Raw genomic sequence first — 20,759 nt, 5'->3', positions numbered from 1 at the left:
ATTGGCTTAACTTCATTTTACGGTAATGTAAAGGCGATCGCCCCGGCACCCCATCACCCCGCACCCCCGAATTGCAATACTGCTGATACACTAGCCACTTTCACCTCACTCAGTACCTATTATGACCAAAGAGCTAGTATTTATAACTATCCACGGCATGGGGGAAACAGAGAAAGAATATTACCTAGGTTTGAAACAAGCGCTAGAAAAACAGCTAGGTGAAGAAATTTGGAGTAAAGTTCATTTTGAGCCAATTTACTATCAAACGGCTCTCCAGCATTACCAACATAGTGTTTGGGAAAATATGCGACATAGTACCCCACTAGCTTGGCAAGATTTGCGAAAATTTATGCTATTTGGTTTTAGTGATGTATCTACCTTAGAACATCGAGCTACAGATGATGGTAGTGTTTATAAAAAAATTCAAAAAATTATTATTTATTCTCTGCAAGTTGCCAGAAAAGAATTAGAAACTAATAATATTCCTATTGTTATTGTAGCCCATTCATTAGGTTGTCAAGTTATCTCAAATTATCTTTGGGATGCTCAAAACAATAAAGGTATTTGGCAGACAGGTAGCTTAGATTATCCTGATTTTAAATCAGAGCAAGAAGATTTTCTCAAATTAAAATCTTTAAAATATCTATTTACTACTGGTTGCAATATTCCCCTATTTGTAGCCGGATTTGCTGACATTAAAGCAATTCCCAAGCCCAACGCTGATTTTAAATGGCTGAACTACTACGACAAAGATGATGTTTTAGGTTGGCCATTGAAACCTTTGTCGCCTTCTTATGACTTAGTTGTCGAGCAAGATATAGAGATTGATTCAGGAAATATCTGGCAATCATGGAATCCTCAAAGCCATGATGGATATTGGACTGACGAAGAATTTATCAACCCTTTATCTCAAGTAATTCATAGTTTAATTAATTAGGAAACAGTTATATAGCAATTCTCGGTTATGTGAGGTACACCCGTAAGGGCACGGCACTGCCGTGCCCTTACAGCTTGCGATATAATTTTGTACCGCATCTGAATGGGAACCGCTATAGCGTTTTCTAACCTAGTAGTCTGTCAGGGTTGAAATGAGGGACTGTAGTGTGAGCGTCTCGCTCACGCGGGCAAGATGCCCGCACTACCAAAAACCCCTCAAAACAAAATTGACAAACCACTAGTGAGGTACACCCGTAGGGACATGGCATTGCCCATTGGTGTCAACTTAAAGCTAAAGCGCTTGAAAATCAAGATTTTGGCTCTTTTGTAGGGTGGGTTAGGCTTTGCCGTAACCCACCATCACCATCGAATGCTAGAAGTTAAGACCATCGTGCGTTAGCTGAAAGCGTAACGCACCCTACCAAAACTGATAACTGAATAACTGTTAACTGTTAACTGAATATTAACTTACCAAATCAGGGAATACCTCTTGCACTGCAGGATGCACTAAGCGATGATTCTGCACATTTAAACCCTTAGCTAAGGCTGGGTTAACTGCCAACGCTTTGATTCCCAGATTTGCCAACTGGACAACATAAGGTAGTGTACTGTTGTTCAGCGCCTGGGTTGCTGTCCAAGGTACTGCACCCGGCATATTGGGAACGCCATAATGCACGACACCTTCATCAAGGTAAATTGGGTTGGTGTGGGATGTAGAGTGTAAAGTCTCCACACAACCACCTTGGTCAACAGCAACGTCAACAATTACAGAACCAGGACGCATTTGTTTGACCAATTCACGAGATACTAATATTGGGGCCCTACGTCCTGGCACTAACACTGCACCGATTAACAAATCGGCATCTTTGACTGCGGCCTCGATATGGGCAGAGTTGCTGTAAAGCAGTTCCACTCTAGAGCCAAATAGCGTTTCTAGGTAGGAGAGTCGCTCAACATTAACATCTAAAATCTGCACAGTAGCACCCATGCCCACGGCGATTTTAGCGGCTTCTGTACCGACAACACCACCACCTAAAATCACTACTTTACCTGCTTTGACTCCAGGAACACCACCCAAAAGCACGCCTCTACCACCTTGCTGGCGTTCTAAATATCTTGCCCCAAATTGTACTGATAGCCGACCGGCAATGATGCTCATGGGGGAGAGCAAAGGTAGTTTGTTAGCACCGGGTTGTTCTACAGTTTCGTAGGCGATCGCACTCGTGCCACAATCAATTAAATACTCGGTCAGTTTGCGATCGGCTGCTAGATGCAGATAAGTAAACAATATCTGTTCCTTATGCAAAAATTTATACTCAGTCGTCAGCGGTTCTTTCACCTTAACAACTAGTTCCCGATGCCAAACAGCTTCCGGTGTGGGGACAATCTCCGCTCCAGCGCTTACGTACTCACCATCCATAAATCCAGCACCAGTACCTGCTTGTGTTTCCACGAAGATGGTATGACCATTTTCCCGCAGCACCCGTACACTCGAAGGACTTAACCCAACTCGAAATTCCTGATCCTTTGTCTCCTTAGGAACGCCGATTTCCATTTACAGCCTCTGATAAATTTTTGTTTAACTGTAGCCTGTCAGTTTCAGAGTGGCTACTTCCGTATTCGAGATAGCTTAATCATTTCCCTAAGTTTTTCCAGATCACAGGCAATACTGCTATCTCTATACTCTTGACTATTACCCCAGTCTTCCTAAAATATATAAAGAATAATTAAAAATTGTAAACACTCTGTTTACATGGGAGCTTCCTGGGATGCTCCCGCTGGATTTTTCAGGCTATCTTGGCACTCAAGTATAGCAATCAGTTTAAAACTCACCGAAGTTCTGAGTGGAGGAGACCTTCGTTCATGCTTCTCACAGTCAAGTTTAGTTTGCCAAAAAAAGGAATTATTCATGATCTCACAACCAAAGCCGACTAATACCCCCAAACTAGAAGAACCGAAGTTTGGCTTTAACGAATATGCTGAACGCTTGAATGGTCGGGCGGCGATGATTGGCTTCATCTTGATGGTACTAATTGAGTATGTTACCAATCAAGGGGTCATATCGTGGCTCGGTCTGAAGTAGTAACCCTAGGAAGTACTGGCGTGCAAGTTGTAAGCTAGTAATCAGAAAAGTCTGAACCAGCTGGATATCCTAGCTGGTTTTAACTTAAGCAAGAAAACCGTGAACTACTTCCTACTACATAGCGTCTATGGCCATGAAGCATACCAGAAAAAGTTAAGTATTATCCTTGGAGTGCAATTACTACATGCAAGAGGGTTAATTACTACACTTCCTCTTCTACTGAGAAAATTATAATATGAGGTGCTTCTCATCAAGACAGGCCAGAAACGGTCTAATTGTGGGTTAGATATTCTCGGTAAATTGATACAAAAGCTAAACTGGATCAAACCAAGCTGTGATGAATGCCGTATTACCTCGTTTTTTGAAGTCAGCCTACCGGAAAGAACCAATAATCAGCGTATTGATTACGATGGGCGTGGTAGATGCACTGATTGGGGGATTAGATGATAGCTGGGCGTTATTTGCTTTTGGCTTAGGGATGGCAGGGATAACCCTTGGTTTTAAATTATGGCGCATCCAGCAGAGTCGCCCCTTGCCAGAAGAACCTGTGGTGCAACATTACTTACCCTCTCGTTCATCTAGCACAACCTTGCCCACCCTGACTACCACTAAGAAAAAACCACCCTTATAATGAATTACTGAGTTATGAATTAAACATCTGCGCCTCATAACTCTGAAAAATTTATTTGGGCGCTGATTCAAAAAGTGAGGATAAACAGTGGCGAGTCAGGGAAGAGGTGGGAGTGATTTTGTGTTTCGCCCTAAGATTATTTTGTCATTTATGGCAGCTGTTGCCCTTTTAATTCCAATCTGGGATGGGGTAAACATCCATGTTGCTGAAGCTGCTGTTAAAGTAACACCAGATTCCCAAACTACACAAAGCTTTGCCAATCCTCAGTTATTGTACACCTTGCGTGGACATGCCGGAACTGTTAAATCTCTAGCTTTTAGCCCAGATAGCAAAATTCTGGCTAGTGGTGGTGCTGAGAATGAGGGTGTAATTCGCTTGTGGAATTTAGTTAATGGTGACCGAGTGGGGACTATCCGCAAAGCACATAAAACAGCAGTGGACTCTTTGGTGATTTCGCCAGATGGACAAACCCTCGTCAGCTGTAGCAGCGACCACACAATTAATCTTTGGAATCTCAAAAGCCAACAATTTAGCCGCTCTTTTCAGGGACATACCAGTAATGTCATGTCTTTAGCGGTATCACCTGATAGTAAAGTTCTCATCAGTGGTGCTTTAGACGGAATTCGCCTCTGGGATTTGCCACAACAGCGACCTCTGTCAACTCTTGTAAGGTTTGAGAACTCAATTCATACACTAGCGATTAGTCCTGACGGTCAGACTTTGGCTAGTGGTGACTTTAAGGGGGTAACTAAGCTGTGGAATTTGAGTACTGGGAAATTAATCCGAGAATTTACAGCACACTCTCAGGCAGTTAGCACCGTAGCTTTTACACCGAACGGAGAAAACTTAATTACGGCTAGCCGCGATCGCACAATCAAATTGTGGAATATTAATAATGGGGAACTAGTGCGTACCCTCGTGGGACACAACAACTGGGTGAATGCTATTGCCATTAACCCCGACGGCAAAACCCTCGCCAGTGCTGGTAGAGACGGGATTAAGCTATGGAATTTGACTACAGGTCAGTTAATCAATACACTGAATGAACATACAGATTGGGTAAGTGCGATCGCTTTTAGTCCCAATGGAAAAATGCTTGCTAGTGGTGGATTTGACAAACAAATCAAGGTTTGGCGCAGTCAGTAATTGTTCCCCAACAAGTTTCTTAGTTTCAAGTTTTTATTAATTTCTAACCTGTCGAATATTCTATTTTGTGCCTCTACGAGAAAATGAGGCTCATTTTTCATATCAGAACGAAAAACTTTACGGAAAATGACTATGGTGAATTGTATCTTGTAGCGGTTGTTATTTCGTCGTAATCAAGTCGGAACCCTAGCTTGTTTTGGCTGATACTAAAATTTCGGCGTTGCTGAATACAGGTATGAATTTACCTGACGCAGAGACGCACCAAACAGATTTCTGATCTGAAAACCGCCATATCTTGGAAATTTCATACTTCAGATCAGTTATATAAATTTTTTAATTTGCACAGATAAATTTCCTGAAATTTTTGTGATTTAGGGATTTTAGCTGCTCAAAAAACACCTATTATCTGTGCAACAACTTTTAGTATGTCTGCCAAATGCAAAAACCAAATAATTGATGGGGACATAGTATCATGAATCCAATACCAGATTCTTTTGAACACTGGAGGAAGAAAATCAGTAGTGATTGGCATAATATAGTCGAACCAGAAGTTGATGATAATTATCAACCTCTAGATGATGAAGAAAAGTTGCGGTGGCTTAGGGATATTGATCATCGTCATCTGATGGCAATGCCAAATAAATTACCAGGCAAAGTTAGTGAAACTATTTTGCAAGAATTCATCGCTATTCTTCAGGAATACAAAAAATTACAGCAAGTTAAAGCACCACATTATTCTCTATACACAGTTGAAGACTTGCGGTTTAAAATCGCTAATGTCATAGAAGACATTGCTGATATTTATAATGCAATGTGTGATCCTAATGAGCAGGCAGGCTTTTACTATAAACAGGCTAGCTTTTATTATCATCAGGCAATACAAGCCCATACAGAAAAGGGGAGCGCAGAAACAGCGAAGTGCTGCCGCCAAAAGCTTACTCAATTAAGATTGAATTTAGAACTTAACGTTAATCTAGCAATTGAGTATCTTCTTATTACTCTTGAATCTCTATCTCCTGATACTTTGGAATCCGTAGAAAATCTTATTGATCTGGGCGAGATTTATTCTGCTAAAGGTGATGAATTTGAAGCTGAAAAATATCTGTTATTGGCTGAAAATAAACTTAAAGAATTAGGTCATAATAATCCTAGCAGCACAGAACTGGCTGATTCTTTAATGCCAATATTTGTACACAATCAATCTGAAGAAATTCAAAGTGATTTAAATAATGTAGGGACTGCATTAATAGTCAGAGAACTTTATCGAAGACTGTATTTTGCCTTGTCACAAATTTATCGAGAAAAAGCTGTTAATGAAGCTACAAAATATCTAAATTTGGTAGATAAAATGGATGGTTATGAGGAGAATAAACACTTATCAGAGCAGATGTTAAGTTGGCTCAATTCTCATTTCAATTTCTAGGTTCGTTCTGATGGGCAAGAGGGGAATCCCCATAATTAAAATTAGGGGTAAGGAGTCTGATTATTCGGGTAGGTTCTTTTCAAAGAGCGCTTATACTTTATGCTTTGCGTTTAAGCAACGCGCTAGAAGCAGCCTCTTGTAGAGAAAGGCTTGGTCATGAAAAGGGACTGGAGACAAATCATCATCAATTCCTCAATCCCTAATCCCATCTTTTGAATTGGTATTATTTGACTCTTGACAATTGACTCAATTATATAAAAAAAGCCCCTTATGGGGGCTTTGTAAGTCATTCGCGTGGAGTGAACGACTAATAATTAATACTGAAAGTAAGTACAACAATCCGAACAAAATCATCCCAATTACATCAACAAAGTGCCAATACACTCCAGTGGTTTTAATAGTATAGTCACTTTTGCTACTAAAAATAATGCCGGAGGTGCGATCGCATTCAGTGGTGTTGGGTACTGGCTGCTCCTAGCTTTATGAGGGTGTAGAACAGCCTAATAACCCAGATGTATCCTTCAAAAAGTCGGGGATATAAATCCACAAAGCATGGATTGTTGTAGGGTAGGGGTTTCCCCACCCTATGACAATCAGCTACCTTTGGGTACAACAGTCTCTCCAGGCCCAGCGGTGACAATCACCAGATTTTCTGGCTTAATTAACTCCTGGATTGCTTGCTGTACTTGCTCTGGGGTTACAGCTTCAATGTGTCGGGGAAACTCTTGGATTTCCGCTTGTGCAAGTCCGTAGACACTGTTGTTTAAAATGATGCTGGCTACATCACTAGGATTAGCTAATTCTACGGGGTAGCTGTTGGAGATGGAGCGTTTCGCAGTATTTAATTCTGCCTCAGTCACGCCTTGCTCACGCAGCTGCTTGAGTAAAGCCAGGGTACTAGCGATCGCTTTTTGTGTATCTCCGGGAGCAGTTTGCATCTGAATCAAGAAGGGGCCGGGATTGATTCCTGCGGCGAACCCGCTGTAAATACCATAAGTTAAACCCAGGCGATCGCGTACTTCTGTACCCAAACGGCTAGATAAGGTATCACCACCCAAAATCTGATTCAATACTAAAGCCGCATAGAAACGTGGATCTTTGCGTGAGATACCACTGTAGCCGATGTAAGTCACAGCTTCTGCCTTACCGGGAATGACTTTGTTTAAACGGGTGAGAGTTGACGGTAATTTGACACTTGGTAGATTCAGAACCGGCGGTTTACCTGTGGTTTGCCATTTACCAAAAGTCTGATTGAGCAACGCTTTCACCTTGACTGGCTCAAAATCACCCACCAGGGCGATCGTTGTTGTATCAGGACGGTAGTGTTCTTGGTAGAAGCGGCGCAAATCTTCACGGGTAATATTTTTTAAGCTTTCGGCTGTGGGAAAGCTGTAAAACGGATGATTTTCTGGGTAAATTGCTTGTTGAAATACTCGTCTCCCTAATCCACTGGGATCATCTAGCTGCACTTTCAGACTTGTCAACGCTCGTTGACGACTTAGTTCTAGCTGATCAGCGGGGAAGGTGGCATCTTGTACCACATTTGCCAGAGTATTAATTAATAACGGTAAGTCTGCTGACAATCCCTGACCACTAATATTAACCCCTTCACGACTAGCTGAAAAGTCTAGACTCGCTCCCCGATCTTCTAAGGTTTTCGCTAAAGTCAAAGCATTTTGAGTTTTCGTCCCATTCAATAAGTTGTTAGCAGTGAGATTTGCTAGTCCAGCTTTTTGATTCCCATCAAACTCACTCCCAGCGTCAATTTGTCCACTGAGGTTAATTGTGGGGACACTTTTGTCAGTTAACAGGAGTACCCGCAACCCATTTGCTAAGGTAAATTTCTCTGGTAATGGCTGTTTGTTAACAGTCGTAGCCGAAGTTGTAGGAGGAAGGTATTTGGCAAGTTCTGCTGGATCTACAGGTTTACCAGGACTAAAGTTTTCCACAGTGCGGCCAGAACCACCGGAAGTTCCTGGTTTACCATCTAGTTGAGTCGGCTCAAAAAAGCCGATGGTTTGTTGAGCTGGATTGAGGTAAGTTTTCGCTACCCGCTGCACATCTTGTGGGGTGACTTTGGCGATCGCACTCAGATACTTTTCGATGTAGTGATAATCCCCTGCGATCGTTTGGTTGTACCCCAGTTGGCTAGCCTGACTGGTAATATCCTGATTACCCAGTATAAAGGAAGCTTGTAGTTGTGTCTTCGCGCGGTTTAACTCTTCTAAGGTAACTGGTTGCTGTTGCAGTTTTGTCAAGGATGATTGGAGTTCTTGAGCAATTTTACTTAACTCTTGACCTGGAGCCGCCGTAGCGTTAATTTCGTACCAACCTGGTTCAATCAGTTCCGCCGCACCAGCACTAACTGAGCTAGCCAGTCCTGATTCCACCAAAGCTTGATAAAGCCTAGAACTGCGTCCACCTGTGAGGATAGTATCCATCAGATCGATCGCTGGTACATCAGGATGCTGAATATCTGGTAAAGGATACACAGCTTGCAGGAGTGCTGCACTTCCTGGCTGTTTTAAAACAATCGGCGCTTTTTTAGCAGTTGGGGTAGTAACAACGGGTAAGGGTGGAGTTGTTTTTCCTTTGGTTCTTTGCTGTAGTTTCCCGAAGGTTTCTTTAACTACTTTAAGTACTGGTGCTGTGGTAAAGTCCCCTGTAATTACCAACGTGGCATTTTCTGGACTGTAGTAGGTTTGGTAGTAATTCCGCACCTGCTCTAGGGTGAATTTTTCCACATCAGCTTTTGTTCCGCCCACAGGTAAACCGTAGGTACGATCAGGGAAAGCAACTCGCATGATAGCCCGATCCAAACGATAGCCTGGTGAATTTTCGTAACCCTGTAACTCAGAGATTACCACCCGTTTTTCGCTCTTGAGTTGCTCAGTGCCAATTAAAGCATTTTCCATGCGATCGGCTTCTAGGGTTAGCAGTGCTTGCAGTTTATCTCGCTGCACTGTGCCGAAGTATACCGTTTCGTCATAGCTGGTAAAAGCATTGAATTGACTGCCTAAAGCACTAAAGAGCCTGCCAAACTGCACTGGACGCTCCTTCGTACCTTTGAACATTAAATGCTCTAATTGGTGGGAGATGCCATTTTCTCCTTTCCCCTCATTGCGTGAGCCAACTTTATACCAAACCTGTACACTCACCACTGGGGTGGTATGGACTTCTTTGGTGAGTACAGTTAAACCATTTCCCAGTAATGTTTTTTGCACCCCTTGGGTGAGAGCAGCACCAGATACAGGTGTAACTGCTGTAGGTGTAGCCGCATTAATCAAAGTGCTAGAAAGCGGCACAACACTGAGGAGAAGACTGAGGAAAAATCCTATAAGCATGTATAAGCGTAGCTTCATAAACAATTCAACATGCAAAATTACCAATTTAACCTATCTTTGAGCCATCCATATCTTCTAGGCATGGGATTCAATTGTAGCGATCTGTGGCGAGCGATCGCTTTCTCCCAACCTCACCTGTAAAAGCGGCATAACCATATCAGGGTTTTGGTGGGCAGTGCCCACCCTACTGGCGTGTCTAGACTAAAATGTTGCAATAATATAAGTCCTATCCGCGTTCATCCGCGTTTAATTCCATCCCAATATAATGCACAAATTTAGGCTTGCCACGCCACTACGTATAGTTCAAAAATCAAAAAATAATTACGAATTGTTAATTGCATTAGCCTAAACTTCCACATTCAAAGTACGCACTAAAAAAGCCCATTTATCTGCTGCTTCTTCGATAACTTTTGCTGTGGGTTTACCGCCACCATGTCCTGCCTTAGTCTCAATTCTAATTAACACAGGTGCATCACCTGATTGAGCCGCTTGCAAAGTAGCCGCAAATTTGAAACTATGGGCAGGGACAACGCGATCGTCATGATCGGCTGTGGTAATTAAGGTTGCTGGATAAGCTGTATTTGGTTTCAGGTTGTGCAGTGGTGAATAGGCATAAAGTGTTTTAAATTCCTCTGGATTATCTGACGAACCATATTCAGAAGTCCAAGCCCAGCCGATGGTAAATTTATGGAACCGCAACATATCCATCACGCCGACAGCTGGTAAAGCCGCAGCAAATAAATCGGGACGCTGAGTCATACAAGCACCGACTAATAAGCCGCCGTTGCTACCGCCAGCGATCGCTAACTTCTCGGTCTTAGTATACTTATTCTTAATTAGCCACTCAGCGGCTGCAATAAAGTCGTCAAAAACATTCTGCTTTTTCTCCTTCATCCCTGCTTGATGCCATTCTTCACCATATTCCCCACCACCACGAATATTTGGCATAGCATAGACACCGCCCATCTCTAGCCACACCAAAAGACTCACAGAAAAACTAGGTGTCATTGAAGCATTAAAACCACCATAACCATAAAGATAGGTGGGGTTATTGCCATCAAGTTTAATCCCTTTTTTATAGGTGATAAACATCGGTATTTGTGTACCGTCTTTGCTCGGATAAAAGACTTGTTTTGTCTCGTAATCAGCCGGATTAAAATCTACCTTCGGTTGACGGAAAACTTCACTTTTTCCCGTCACCATGTTGTAGCGATAGATTGTATTTGGTGTATTAAAGCTAGTAAAGCTATAAAATGTTTCAGTGTCGTGACGCTTGCCATCAAAGCCTCCAGCCGAACCAATTCCTGGTAATTCTATTTCCCTCACAAAATTTCCTGTGAGGTCAAAAATTTTGATTTGGCTGCGAGCATCTTTAAGATAATCTGCTACAAATTGGTTATTAAGTATGCCGATACTTTCTAAAGTTTCCGCAGATTGAGGAATGATTTCTCGCCAATTTTCTGGTGCTGGTTTCTTGGTATCAATAGCAATAAGTCTACCGCGTGGTGCATTTGAGTCTGTGCGAAAATAGAAAGTACTATCATCATTTTCCACAAAGCTGTAATCTGCCTCAAAGTTGTTGATTAGTTCTACTACTTCAGCATTGGGATTAGTTAAATCTTTGTAGAAGATCAAGTTTTTGGGGTTAGTTCCCAGCCAAACTGAAATTATTAAATAGTGTCCATCTTCAGTGACATCACCATTAAAGCCCCATTCTTTCTGGTCATGACGATGGTAAATTAATTTATCTGCTGATTGAGGAGTGCCTAATTTGTGATAGTAAAGCTTTTGATAATAGTTAACATCTTCTAATTTAGTTTTTGCACTTGGTTCATCATAACGACTGTAGAAAAAGCCTTGATGATCGTGTGTCCACGATACACCAGAGAATTTAATCCACTGGAGATGGTCTGGTAAATCTTTACCAGTTTCAATATCGCGGACTTTCCATTCTTGCCAATCAGAACCAGAAGTGGATAAACCGTAAGCTAAAAGTTGAGCATTTTTGCTAATGGACAATCCAGAAAGGGCAATAGTCCCATCTTCTGAAAGTTTGTTGGGGTCGAGTAAAACTTTGGGGGATGCGTCGAGAGTTTTGAGGGTATAAAGGACGCTTTGATTTTGCAGTCCATCGTTTTTGAAATAAAAGTAGCGATCGCTAGAACCATCTTGTAAAGATTCGCCTTCTTTAAATGGGATACCATACTTTTCATAATCCCAAAGTTTAGTCAGGCGTTGTTTAATTTTGTCTCTAGCTGGAATCCCCTCAAGGTATGCAGCAGTGACTTGATTTTCTGCATCAATCCAAGTTTTTGTTTCTGGCGAGTCAGGGTTTTCTAACCAGCGGTAAGGATCTGCGACTGTTACACCGTGGTAGTTATCGACTTGATTGCTTTTATGGCTAGGTGGGTAAGCAAGGCGTTTTGGAGAATCAGGCATAATCTGGGATAAAAATGTTTTGTGTGCATAGGACTTGGAGGCGGCTCTAACTCCTATCCACTTCCCATTGTGCTGATCTCTGACATTCTTAGCTACTACTTCCGTAGAAATTGTAGCATGAGACATAGCAGCAGACGGCAACCACTGGCAAGCGATCGCTGATGCTAAAAAGATGATTAAAAGCCGAGTCCAGGAGATTTTGATCATTCCCTAGTCTAAACACTAGCGCTGTTAATGAGTTTCTCTCCTTTGAGCATTCGCGCTGCGGCTTCGAGTAGCGCTTCTTCCAGATATGGCTTGGTAAAGTAGCCACTAGCACCGAGTTGAATTGCCATTTGTCTGTGCTTATCCGCACCCCGCGAGGTGAGCATTGCAATCGGTAAGTGATTGAGGCTGGAGTCTTTCTGGATGCGAGAGAGCAACTCCAGACCATCGCAACGAGGCATTTCTATATCGCAAAAGACGATATCGCAAGGCAAACCAGAGCGGAGTTTATCCCAAGCTTCTTGTCCATCACGCGCTTGTTCGACGCGATAACCTGCTTTGTTAAAGGTCAAGGAGAGTAACTCCCGGACTGTAATTGAGTCATCAACAATTAATACTGTGGGGTCAATCTTCACAACAGGAATGTCGATGGGGATATTTTTCTGCTGCCAAGAGTTGCTATTTTGTCTAGACATCCGTCCTTGGAAGATGTCCATAATTTCCAGTACATCAGCGATCGGCATAATCCGACCATCGCCTAGGACTGTCGCACCAGCCACACCGATGGGTTTAGGTGCTGGCCCTTCAAATTGCTTAATCACAATTTCTTGTTCACTCAACACCAAGTCAATTTGTAAGGCTATCAGGTTATTTGCCGATCGCACTACAACCACAGACACCATATCATCATCTCGGTTGCCACCATAAACATTACCGCGACTGATATGACGATTGAAGGCTAAAAGTTCCTTCAAGGGACGGAATGGTAGGGTTGTATCTCGCCAAGAAATAAATGATTGTCCATCAGCAGTCTGCTGGATATTTTTGAGTGGGATATCTAAGGTATCTTCCACACCGTCCATCGGGAAAGCAATTCTCGCTTTATCTGAAACACAGCACAGGGCTTTACAAATACTCAGGGTTAGTGGTAGACGAATTGTAAATGTGGTACCTTTCCCGATCGCCGAATCAGTATTTACTGTCCCGCGAATTTCGCTAATTTCTGAGCGCACTACATCCATCCCCACACCGCGCCCAGATATTTCATCTGCTTGATCTTTGATACTAAAACCAGATTGGAACAGCAAATCGTAGACATCTACATGGGTCATGGTTTTGGCTACATCTGCTGTAATCATCCCCAACTTCAACGCTTTAGCTTTTACCTGTGCTGGATCGATACCTGCGCCGTCATCACCCACAGAAATCACAGTTTGATTCCCTTGGTGGAAGGCGCGAATGGTGATTTCTCCCACAGGTGGTTTACCAGCGGCTTGGCGAATTTCTGGAGTTTCAATACCGTGAGCGATCGCATTGTTGAGCATATGAGTCAATGGATCGGTGAGATGATCTAAAATCATCTTGTCAATCAAGGTATTCTCACCTTCAACCACCAACTCTACTTGTTTGCCACACTTAATGGCATTGTCGCGTATTCCTCGCCGCAAACGGTCAATCGCTTGGGAAAAGGGCACCATTCTCGCTCGTGTTAGTCCCTCTTGTAGTTGGGTGGTTACTTGTCGGAACTGGCGGGCTACTCGTTCGGTTTCTTCGGTGACAAAATCAATGTCACTAGCCGACTCCCGTACCCGCACAATCATTTCAATCATTTCTTGAGATAGGGTATGGAAGGGAGTGAACCGATCCATTTCTAACTCACTAAAACCCCTGTCTGTATTGAAATCTGAGGATGGGACAGGGATGTCTCTACTTTTACGGCTAGCGAGAAGAGAGGCTTCGAGTAGCGATCGCTCATATAATTCTTGCATCCTTGCACCCACATCTGAGAGCTGCTGCACCTGAATCAGTAAGTTATCTAGTGACTGTCGCAGACGTTCGTGATCCTGCTCTAAGGTATTGCGGTTTACCACCAATTCCCCAACCAAATTGCTCATATCGTCCAGTTGCTTAACTGGCACTTTCATCGTTTCTTCAAATCTCCCAGCCCGACGAGTCGAGGGACGTGGGATTTTGTTGGTGTTTGATTTTACACTGGGCGAGTATGATATCGTTTGATCTGCTTCTGCCAGCAGCTTCTCCAAATCACTAAATTCATCACCCATATCCAGTGATGTCACAACTTTGCTGATATTGTTTTGAGTAGCAGCTGGTTTAAATTGTTGTGAGTATACAGGTGCAGGTGCAACAGGTTTTTCCTGTTCATTGTCTCCACCCAATAGTGCTTCTAAAGCGGCAAAATCTTCTTCTGGTATAGAATTTTCTTTAGGGCTGGGTGCTAATTCTTCTCCTAGTAATGCTTCCAAGTCTGCAAATTCGTCTTGGAAATAGGTATCATTTTCTGAAGTAACTTCTTCCTCTTCTTGCGGGGGAAGTGTTGATGCTACTTCTAATTCATGGAAAATAGCAGCATTTTCCTCATTAGTTATTGATACATCTTTATCTGTAGCAAATACATCTAAGAAAGGTGCCGATAAATCCGCTGCTTCCTCTAATCCATCTAATAGGAATGCAGTTTCCTGATTTAAATTAGATGCAACTACATTTTCTGGTTCGGCGATCGCCGTGTCTACGAACTCATTAATCCGTATATTTGTCAATAACTCTTCTTGGTGATTTACTGCATCTAAATGAGATTTTTCATCTGTTAATAAATCATCAACTAAAGACAATTCACCTCTGTCAATAATATTTGTTTCCGCGACATCAATAACTGTTTCTGTTACTTCTGTATTGGTTGGTAATTCTTGGATACTAAAAGTTTCTTCAACACTGACATTTATCGTTTCATTTACCAATAAATCGTCAAATAGATCTAATTCTTGAGGATTTTCTAAGGTAGACGCTATTTCAGTATCTAAACTTTCTGATTCAGTTAGTAATTCTTGTGAACTAAAAGTTTCCCCAACACCGATATCAAGAGAATTTTCTGTTGCTAAGACATCATGCAGTTGAATATAAGTTGATTTATCAATATCTATATCTTCAAACAGGACTTGTGAATTCGGGTCACTATTTTCGTCAATACTCTTGAACAAATCAATTTCTAGATGAGAATCTGTTTCTGTAGGTTGATTGGTAAATTCTGGGAGGAAATCCAACGTTTCTGGAGGCTGGTTTTGAGAAGAGTTTCCAGACTGTAGAAGCCGTCCTGCAGTTGCAGATGATTCATGATGACTAACAACAGAAGGAATTATTGAGTTATCGAGTGTTAAGTCTGCAAATAAATCATCCTCGTCATCTGATGTAAATATCAAATCGAGTGATTGTTCTAGCTGCGGGATATTGGCGTCGAACTCATCCAAATCTAAACTCGGTGTTGGGGAGGATATTGGTTGCTGACTATCACCAAAAAAGTCATTAGCCGCTGCGGCTGTAAATAAACTCTCCTCTAATTCTTTAGCTATATCCTGCTCAACAATAAGGGATAATTCTTGCTGTTGCTCCGCTGCAAATTGTTCGTTCCAAAAGTTGTTCTGATCGTCAACATTATCAGAGAAATCCGTTGTTTTTGGCGATGGAGTACCAAATAAATCTCCTATCTCTGATTCGCCCGTAGATAGTAACGTATTCTCTTCTATTTCAGCAAATAAATTGTCTAAAGATAAGCTCTCTTGTTGAGAAATATTAAGATTTAATTTTACATCTTGATTAGTAGTAATTTCCTCCTCCAGATTTACATTGGCAGGTTCTGAAAATAAGTTATCAAAACTGCTTTGTTGGTTGGTGGATAGTTCTACACTAGCAACAGGATCAATTTCTGGTTGACTTATTTCCCCTATAGACAGTTGTTGAGGTTCATCTAGCAGTTCCAATCCTAATAAATCTTCTACGACATCTTGTGCGGGAATCTCTATAGAAGACAGTTGTTGAGGTTCATCTAGCAGTTCCAATCCTAATAAATCTTCTACGACATCTTGTGCGGGAATCTCTATAGGAGGCTGCCATGTATCATGGGAAGCTTGCGAAAATTCTCGTAAAATTTCGTCACTAGATGAATTTAGATTGATATTAAGATTTGAAATATTGCTCAGGTCGCTTGTAGAAGACAGGGATTCTGCGTTCTCTTGATTTTCTGGTTCTAATAAGTTGTCTCCAAATAGTAGATTTAAATCTGCTGTTGTCGCAGTGTTTGCTTGCTGCTCGTCACTATTTGTTTCTTCATCAAATAATAGGAAATCAGCTAAATCGCTATCAGCATCATCAGTATCGTTGCTGTCGAGATTGATGCCCAATTGATTGTTAGGATTAATATCTAGTATTTCTTCTTGTTGCCAAGTTTCATCTAGCTCTGGAGTCTCTCCTTCAAATAAATCAGCAAGAGTATTTAACTCAGCTATTCCGACTACTGGACCCTTAGAGTCAGTACTGCTATAGGAAATGGGTGTATCATTTTCATCGTCAGACAAGGAATTGAGAAACAGAGAAGTTTCAGCGGTATTTTCCCTTGCTGTTTGAATATCTGTATCTGGGTTAAGCGGTTGTGATAGCTCCGATAGGCTCGCTATAGTGTTTTGAGCATCAGTGACAAAATTATCTGTTGTTTTAATAGTGTTAGTCAATAAGCTTGATTCTGCTGATAGATCAGAGGTTCTGTCTAACGAATCAACTTTTGGACTTGCCAAAAGTGCTTTTAGTTGTTGACTAATTGCAATCTCAGAATCCATTCCTTGGAGGACTAATTCCAGAGCTTGTTTAATTTCTGTAATGACAATTTTGGCTAAAGTGAGATATGTATTTTCAGGATTAGTGATCGCATCTGCTGTCCCTTGACATAAATTACACCAATTCGGCAAATTCGAGACTTCACCGAGTTGCATTAACTGATGACAGCATTCTTGAAGATTTTGTCGAGTTGCGGGTGTTGTGTTTTGTTTAAACAGTTGCAACATTTCCCGCAGGGTTTGTAATACCTGGGTTTGAAACTCACCCCAATTAGCTTTTGATTGCTTGTCTTCTATAACTGTAGAAGAAGCCGTTTCCACAGCAACCTGTGGGGCTTCTTCTTCCACTCCTGAGAAATCCCGTTCCAGAAAAAGTTGTGTAATCGTACCATGATTTTCTGTAGAGTCTGGGTGTATTTCTGTGGCTGGAATATTACATGCTACTTCCGAGTTACCTTGTTGCACTAATAGTTCGAGATGCTCATTCAACCATTTAAAGACTGGTTCAGTCTCTGACATCAGAGTATTAGCTGTCTCTTCCGACAAACCAAACGGACCACTCAAATTCTCCAACAGCGCTTTCAGGGTATCAGATACACCGAGAAACAGAGATTCTAGCTTTTGGTCAACCTGAACTGGATTCTCTTTGAGGACTTTAAAATGATCTTCCAACCGATGAGATGTATGCTGGATGCTACTCAAACCAAGCATCGCAGCTCCTCCTTTAATGGAGTGAGCCGCCCGGAAGACTTCGTTGATCATTTCTGGGTCGTTCAGGGTACTTTCGAGATTCAGCAACCCCTGCTCAATTGTGTTCAGGTGATCTCTTGCTTCTTCAATAAAGTAACCCAAAATGCGCTGTTGTTGTTCCGGCAGCATAGTTTTTTAGTCAAGGGTCAAGGGTCAAGGGTCAGGCGTCAAGAGTCAAGGGTCAAGGGTCAAGGGTCAATTATTTGAACTTTGGACTTTGGACTTTTGACTAAATTATCGAGATTCGAGGGTTTCTACTCGGAAGCGTTCCACGGAAGCTATCAAGTCGCGGGAGACACCCACCAAGTTTTGGAGGGCACCGGAGACTCGCTGGGCTTCTTGGGAAGTTTCTTGCGCTGTCAGTTCTACGGATTGCATGACGTGAGCTACGGCGCGGGAAGTTTCCGTTTGTTCCACAGTATCGGAGGTAATTGAGCGCACCAAAATATCAATGCGATTCGCTACTTGAATAATATTTTCTAGCGATCGCTTGGCTTCTTCTGCCAATTTCGTACCTTTAATTACCTGCTGTGTCCCTTCTTCCATTGCGGTCATTACAGAGCCTGTTTCACTCTGAATTTGCATCACAATTTGTTCAATTTCTTTCAAAGATTTGGCTGATTTGTCTGCTAGCTGGCGGACTTCATCCGCCACGATCGCAAACCCACGTCCTGCTTCTCCCGCCCTAGCCGCCTCAATACTAGCATTGAGGGCTAACAGGTTGGTTCTCGAGGCAATTTGGGAAATCAACGCTACAATCTTAGAAATTTCTTGAGAAGATTCCGCTAGTCGCTTGACTTTGCGAGTTGTTTCTGCTACAGTCTCGCGGATTTCTAAAATCCCCGCCACAGTATTTTCCACAGCTTCCCCACCTTTGAGGGCGATCGTGCTGGCATCACGGGCTACAGTTTCCGCTTCCCGTGCGGCTTCTGCTACCCGCTGAATTGAGTCGGTCATCACCTGCACAGAATTTAAGGTGACTGCTAACTCTTCTGCTTGTCGCAAAGCATCACTAGATAAGGCTCTGGCAAAAGTTTCGGAGTTCGTAGCGCCCTTTGTCACTTCCTTCGCCGCCACTTTTACCTGTTGCACAATATCCCGCAGGTTTTGAATTGTCAGGTTAAAAGCGTCAGCAACGGCTCCCAGCACGTCGGCTGTCACCTCCGCTTGGACTGTTAAATCTCCCCTAGCTGCACCTTCCACATCGTCTAACAACCGAATCACCTGGCGTTGCAGGTTTTCTTTAGCTTCCTCTTGTTCATCGGCTTTGCGTTGGGCTTCATTGGTAGTTGTGAAAATTACCCGCGCCATTTCGTTAAAGCCAGTAGCTAAAAGCCCTAATTCATCTTCAGAATAGACTGTAGCTTCCACATGGAGATTACCTTGGCGGACAGCATCAAACTGATTTTGCAGATCCTGGGTGGTGCGGCGAATTTGCTTGAGGGTGAGACTGCCCATAAAGCCTGCAGTCGCAAAACCCGCAATGCCGGCGGCGAGTGACATTGCCCAACCTGTGTTCCGCACAGACTCCCGTTGTTGGGGTGGCGAAAATGTGGTAGCTGCGAAACTGACGGTGGCTACAACCAGGGCTGAGACAATGCCCACACTACCTGCGATTAACCATTGTTTCTTTTCCAGGGGGGCATTTTCTAGGGGAGCTAACCAACCTTGCTCGACGCTGACGTTGGGTTCTAGCTTAGAGACATCCGTTTGGGCAAAGATTGGCACTGCTTCTTGAGAACCAGTGATTGAAAATAGTTCATCTTCGCGATCGCTATTTTCATGATCTGAGGAAGACTCTGCAAATTTACCACGGGATCTGCTACCAGTTTCTAGTGCAGCAGAATTCATTGCCACTTCACCAAAGCTCGCTTCCCCATCTGTCAGATCAAAATCTGGAATATTCCCATCAAACCCTGGAATACTTCCTAAATCATCAAATTCATCAAAGTCATCTAAAAATTCGATATTACTCTTAGAATTTCCTCCACCTAATGCGCTGTTTGTTTCTGGCTCAGAGGTAAATTCCTCTGCTCCAAAAGCAGATTCAAATGCTTTAAAATCGAAGTTATCCTCTTCTAAATTATTTGGTATTCCCGTTCCGCCCCGTTTTATCGCCTTTTCTTCCTTGATAGAGTTTCTATTAACAGATGAATCCTCTTCTGGAAAATTATCTTGTATTTCTATTGGCTTTACCCAATTTTCTGACGCAGTTTGAGCAAAATTATCTTGACTTTTGTGTTTTGATTTATCGGCTTCGATTGCCCCATCTTGGAGAGGCATTTTATTCGTCAGTAAGGTTTTATTTCCCAGTCCATTTTTGTTCAATTCCAAGTTACCACTACTTGGTTCTTGAGAATTTTCATCCATCAAGAACTCGGTAGGTATTTCCCAGGTATTACTAGTTGGTAAATTAACTTCATCAAAAGGTGAATTACTATGATTTATAGGAATATCATTACTTTTGCTATCTGTATTTACATCAGCATCGAAGAAGTTACTATTTATCCCTGGATTGTCAATGCTACCTTCTGATGGATCTTCCTGCCAGAAAGCAGGCAACTCTAATTCTCCTTGCTCTTCCCAAATATTAGACTTTGATTCTTGTTCCTTTTGTTGCTGATTCAAATTAAAAGGATCATCGCTTATAGATGCTGAAGAATTTGAATTTTGGTTAAATTCCATACTGTCTGATGGAATATCAAACGGATTGCCTAATGATAAATTTTCTATTTGATTTATCGCTTCTTGTTCCGCATCGAATGAGTTCAAATTAAAGCTGTTACTATCAAAATTGCCACTATCATCCAAATCTGTTAATTCTGGTTCATTAGATAGCAAATCACCTGATGTCCCTGTGGAATATATTTGCTCGCTATCATCTAATGGCTGATATTGTTTGATATTCTCCAGACCATTATTAGCAAAACCAATAATTTCTGAATCGTCAGACAACAACAATACTTTTTGATATTCGTCCTTGGCGACAACATATTGCTGCAAAACATAGTAGATGTGGCCCCTTAACAGATGGGAGTTAGGGTCATCCGGTAAATTTTGCACCACCTGGTCAACTAAAGTGGCGGCAACTTCATAGTTCTGTTGCGCGTAGGCTGTACAAGCCTGCTTATATATTTCGAGGTAATCATCTATACTTGCTGCCATTTCCTCCCTCCCAATT

At 42.2% G+C, this 20,759-nt stretch carries 10 protein-coding genes; 5 read left to right on the top strand and 5 right to left on the bottom strand.

All coding sequences use genetic code 11. From position 1 onward, the window contains the following. The first annotated feature begins 121 nt into the window (after positions 1-121). Positions 122-937 carry a hypothetical protein gene (locus tag CAL7507_RS10475; RefSeq protein ID WP_015128443.1) on the top strand — a complete coding sequence of 272 codons (816 nt, stop codon included), beginning with the start codon at positions 122-124 and terminating at the stop codon, positions 935-937. Between the two features lie 462 nt (positions 938-1,399). Here CAL7507_RS10475 and ald read toward each other — a convergent pair whose 3' ends face one another. Next, a complete protein-coding gene (gene ald, locus CAL7507_RS10470; protein ID WP_015128442.1) occupies positions 1,400-2,491 on the bottom strand; it encodes an alanine dehydrogenase in 1,092 nt (363 codons plus the stop codon). A gap of 354 nt (positions 2,492-2,845) precedes the next feature. On the opposite strand from ald, the gene CAL7507_RS32320 reads away from it, so the two are divergent. The 4 genes from CAL7507_RS32320 (at position 2,846) to CAL7507_RS10450 (ending at position 6,219) form a co-directional block, all read left to right on the top strand. Beyond that, positions 2,846-3,019 (top strand): hypothetical protein, encoded by a 174-nt coding sequence (locus CAL7507_RS32320; protein ID WP_042342042.1) that lies wholly within the window; start codon positions 2,846-2,848, stop codon positions 3,017-3,019. A gap of 337 nt (positions 3,020-3,356) precedes the next feature. Next, the gene (locus CAL7507_RS10460; protein WP_015128440.1) at positions 3,357-3,650 is read left to right on the top strand and encodes a hypothetical protein; all 294 of its coding nucleotides are present in this window, start codon (positions 3,357-3,359) and stop codon (positions 3,648-3,650) included. A 150-nt stretch (positions 3,651-3,800) separates the two neighbouring features. Then, positions 3,801-4,796, top strand: a complete 996-nt coding sequence (locus CAL7507_RS10455) for a WD40 repeat domain-containing protein (RefSeq protein ID WP_144051298.1) — start codon at positions 3,801-3,803, stop codon at positions 4,794-4,796. Positions 4,797-5,268: 472 nt separating this feature from the next. Continuing rightward, complete coding sequence (locus tag CAL7507_RS10450; protein ID WP_015128438.1) at positions 5,269-6,219, top strand: hypothetical protein; 951 nt, start codon at positions 5,269-5,271, stop codon at positions 6,217-6,219. 593 nt (positions 6,220-6,812) lie between these two features. On the opposite strand, the gene CAL7507_RS10445 is transcribed toward CAL7507_RS10450, so the two are convergent. From CAL7507_RS10445 to CAL7507_RS10430, 4 genes are all read right to left on the bottom strand, one after another. Continuing rightward, positions 6,813-9,581: a pitrilysin family protein gene (locus tag CAL7507_RS10445; RefSeq protein ID WP_015128437.1), complete on the bottom strand. Its 2,769-nt coding sequence runs from the start codon at positions 9,579-9,581 to the stop codon at positions 6,813-6,815. A gap of 327 nt (positions 9,582-9,908) precedes the next feature. Then, a complete protein-coding gene (locus CAL7507_RS10440) occupies positions 9,909-12,002 on the bottom strand; it encodes a prolyl oligopeptidase family protein (protein ID WP_042342041.1) in 2,094 nt (697 codons plus the stop codon). A 215-nt stretch (positions 12,003-12,217) separates the two neighbouring features. Next, positions 12,218-17,707, bottom strand: coding sequence for a response regulator (locus CAL7507_RS10435; RefSeq protein ID WP_015128435.1), 5,490 nt, complete (start codon positions 17,705-17,707; stop codon positions 12,218-12,220). Positions 17,708-17,812: 105 nt separating this feature from the next. Next, entirely contained in the window at positions 17,813-20,743 is a 2,931-nt protein-coding gene (locus CAL7507_RS10430; protein WP_015128434.1) for a methyl-accepting chemotaxis protein, read from the bottom strand. Positions 20,744-20,759 lie beyond the last annotated feature (16 nt).

This window comes from Calothrix sp. PCC 7507 (assembly GCF_000316575.1).
In the GTDB taxonomy this organism is placed as follows: domain Bacteria; phylum Cyanobacteriota; class Cyanobacteriia; order Cyanobacteriales; family Nostocaceae; genus Fortiea.
The sequence above is the reverse complement of the archived record's forward strand: the minus strand, read 5'-3'. Positions and strand labels throughout refer to the sequence as shown.

Bases quoted from the DNA above. Each gene is read 5' to 3' on its own strand.
- CAL7507_RS10475 (WP_015128443.1), top strand. From the start codon at position 122: ATGACCAAAGAGCTAGTATTTATAACTATCCACGGCATGGGGGAAACA.
- ald (WP_015128442.1), bottom strand. From the start codon at position 2,491: ATGGAAATCGGCGTTCCTAAGGAGACAAAGGATCAGGAATTTCGAGTT.
- CAL7507_RS32320 (WP_042342042.1), top strand. From the start codon at position 2,846: ATGATCTCACAACCAAAGCCGACTAATACCCCCAAACTAGAAGAACCG.
- CAL7507_RS10460 (WP_015128440.1), top strand. From the start codon at position 3,357: ATGAATGCCGTATTACCTCGTTTTTTGAAGTCAGCCTACCGGAAAGAA.
- CAL7507_RS10455 (WP_144051298.1), top strand. From the start codon at position 3,801: ATGGCAGCTGTTGCCCTTTTAATTCCAATCTGGGATGGGGTAAACATC.
- CAL7507_RS10450 (WP_015128438.1), top strand. From the start codon at position 5,269: ATGAATCCAATACCAGATTCTTTTGAACACTGGAGGAAGAAAATCAGT.
- CAL7507_RS10445 (WP_015128437.1), bottom strand. From the start codon at position 9,581: ATGAAGCTACGCTTATACATGCTTATAGGATTTTTCCTCAGTCTTCTC.
- CAL7507_RS10440 (WP_042342041.1), bottom strand. From the start codon at position 12,002: ATGCCTGATTCTCCAAAACGCCTTGCTTACCCACCTAGCCATAAAAGC.
- CAL7507_RS10435 (WP_015128435.1), bottom strand. From the start codon at position 17,707: ATGCTGCCGGAACAACAACAGCGCATTTTGGGTTACTTTATTGAAGAA.
- CAL7507_RS10430 (WP_015128434.1), bottom strand. From the start codon at position 20,743: ATGGCAGCAAGTATAGATGATTACCTCGAAATATATAAGCAGGCTTGT.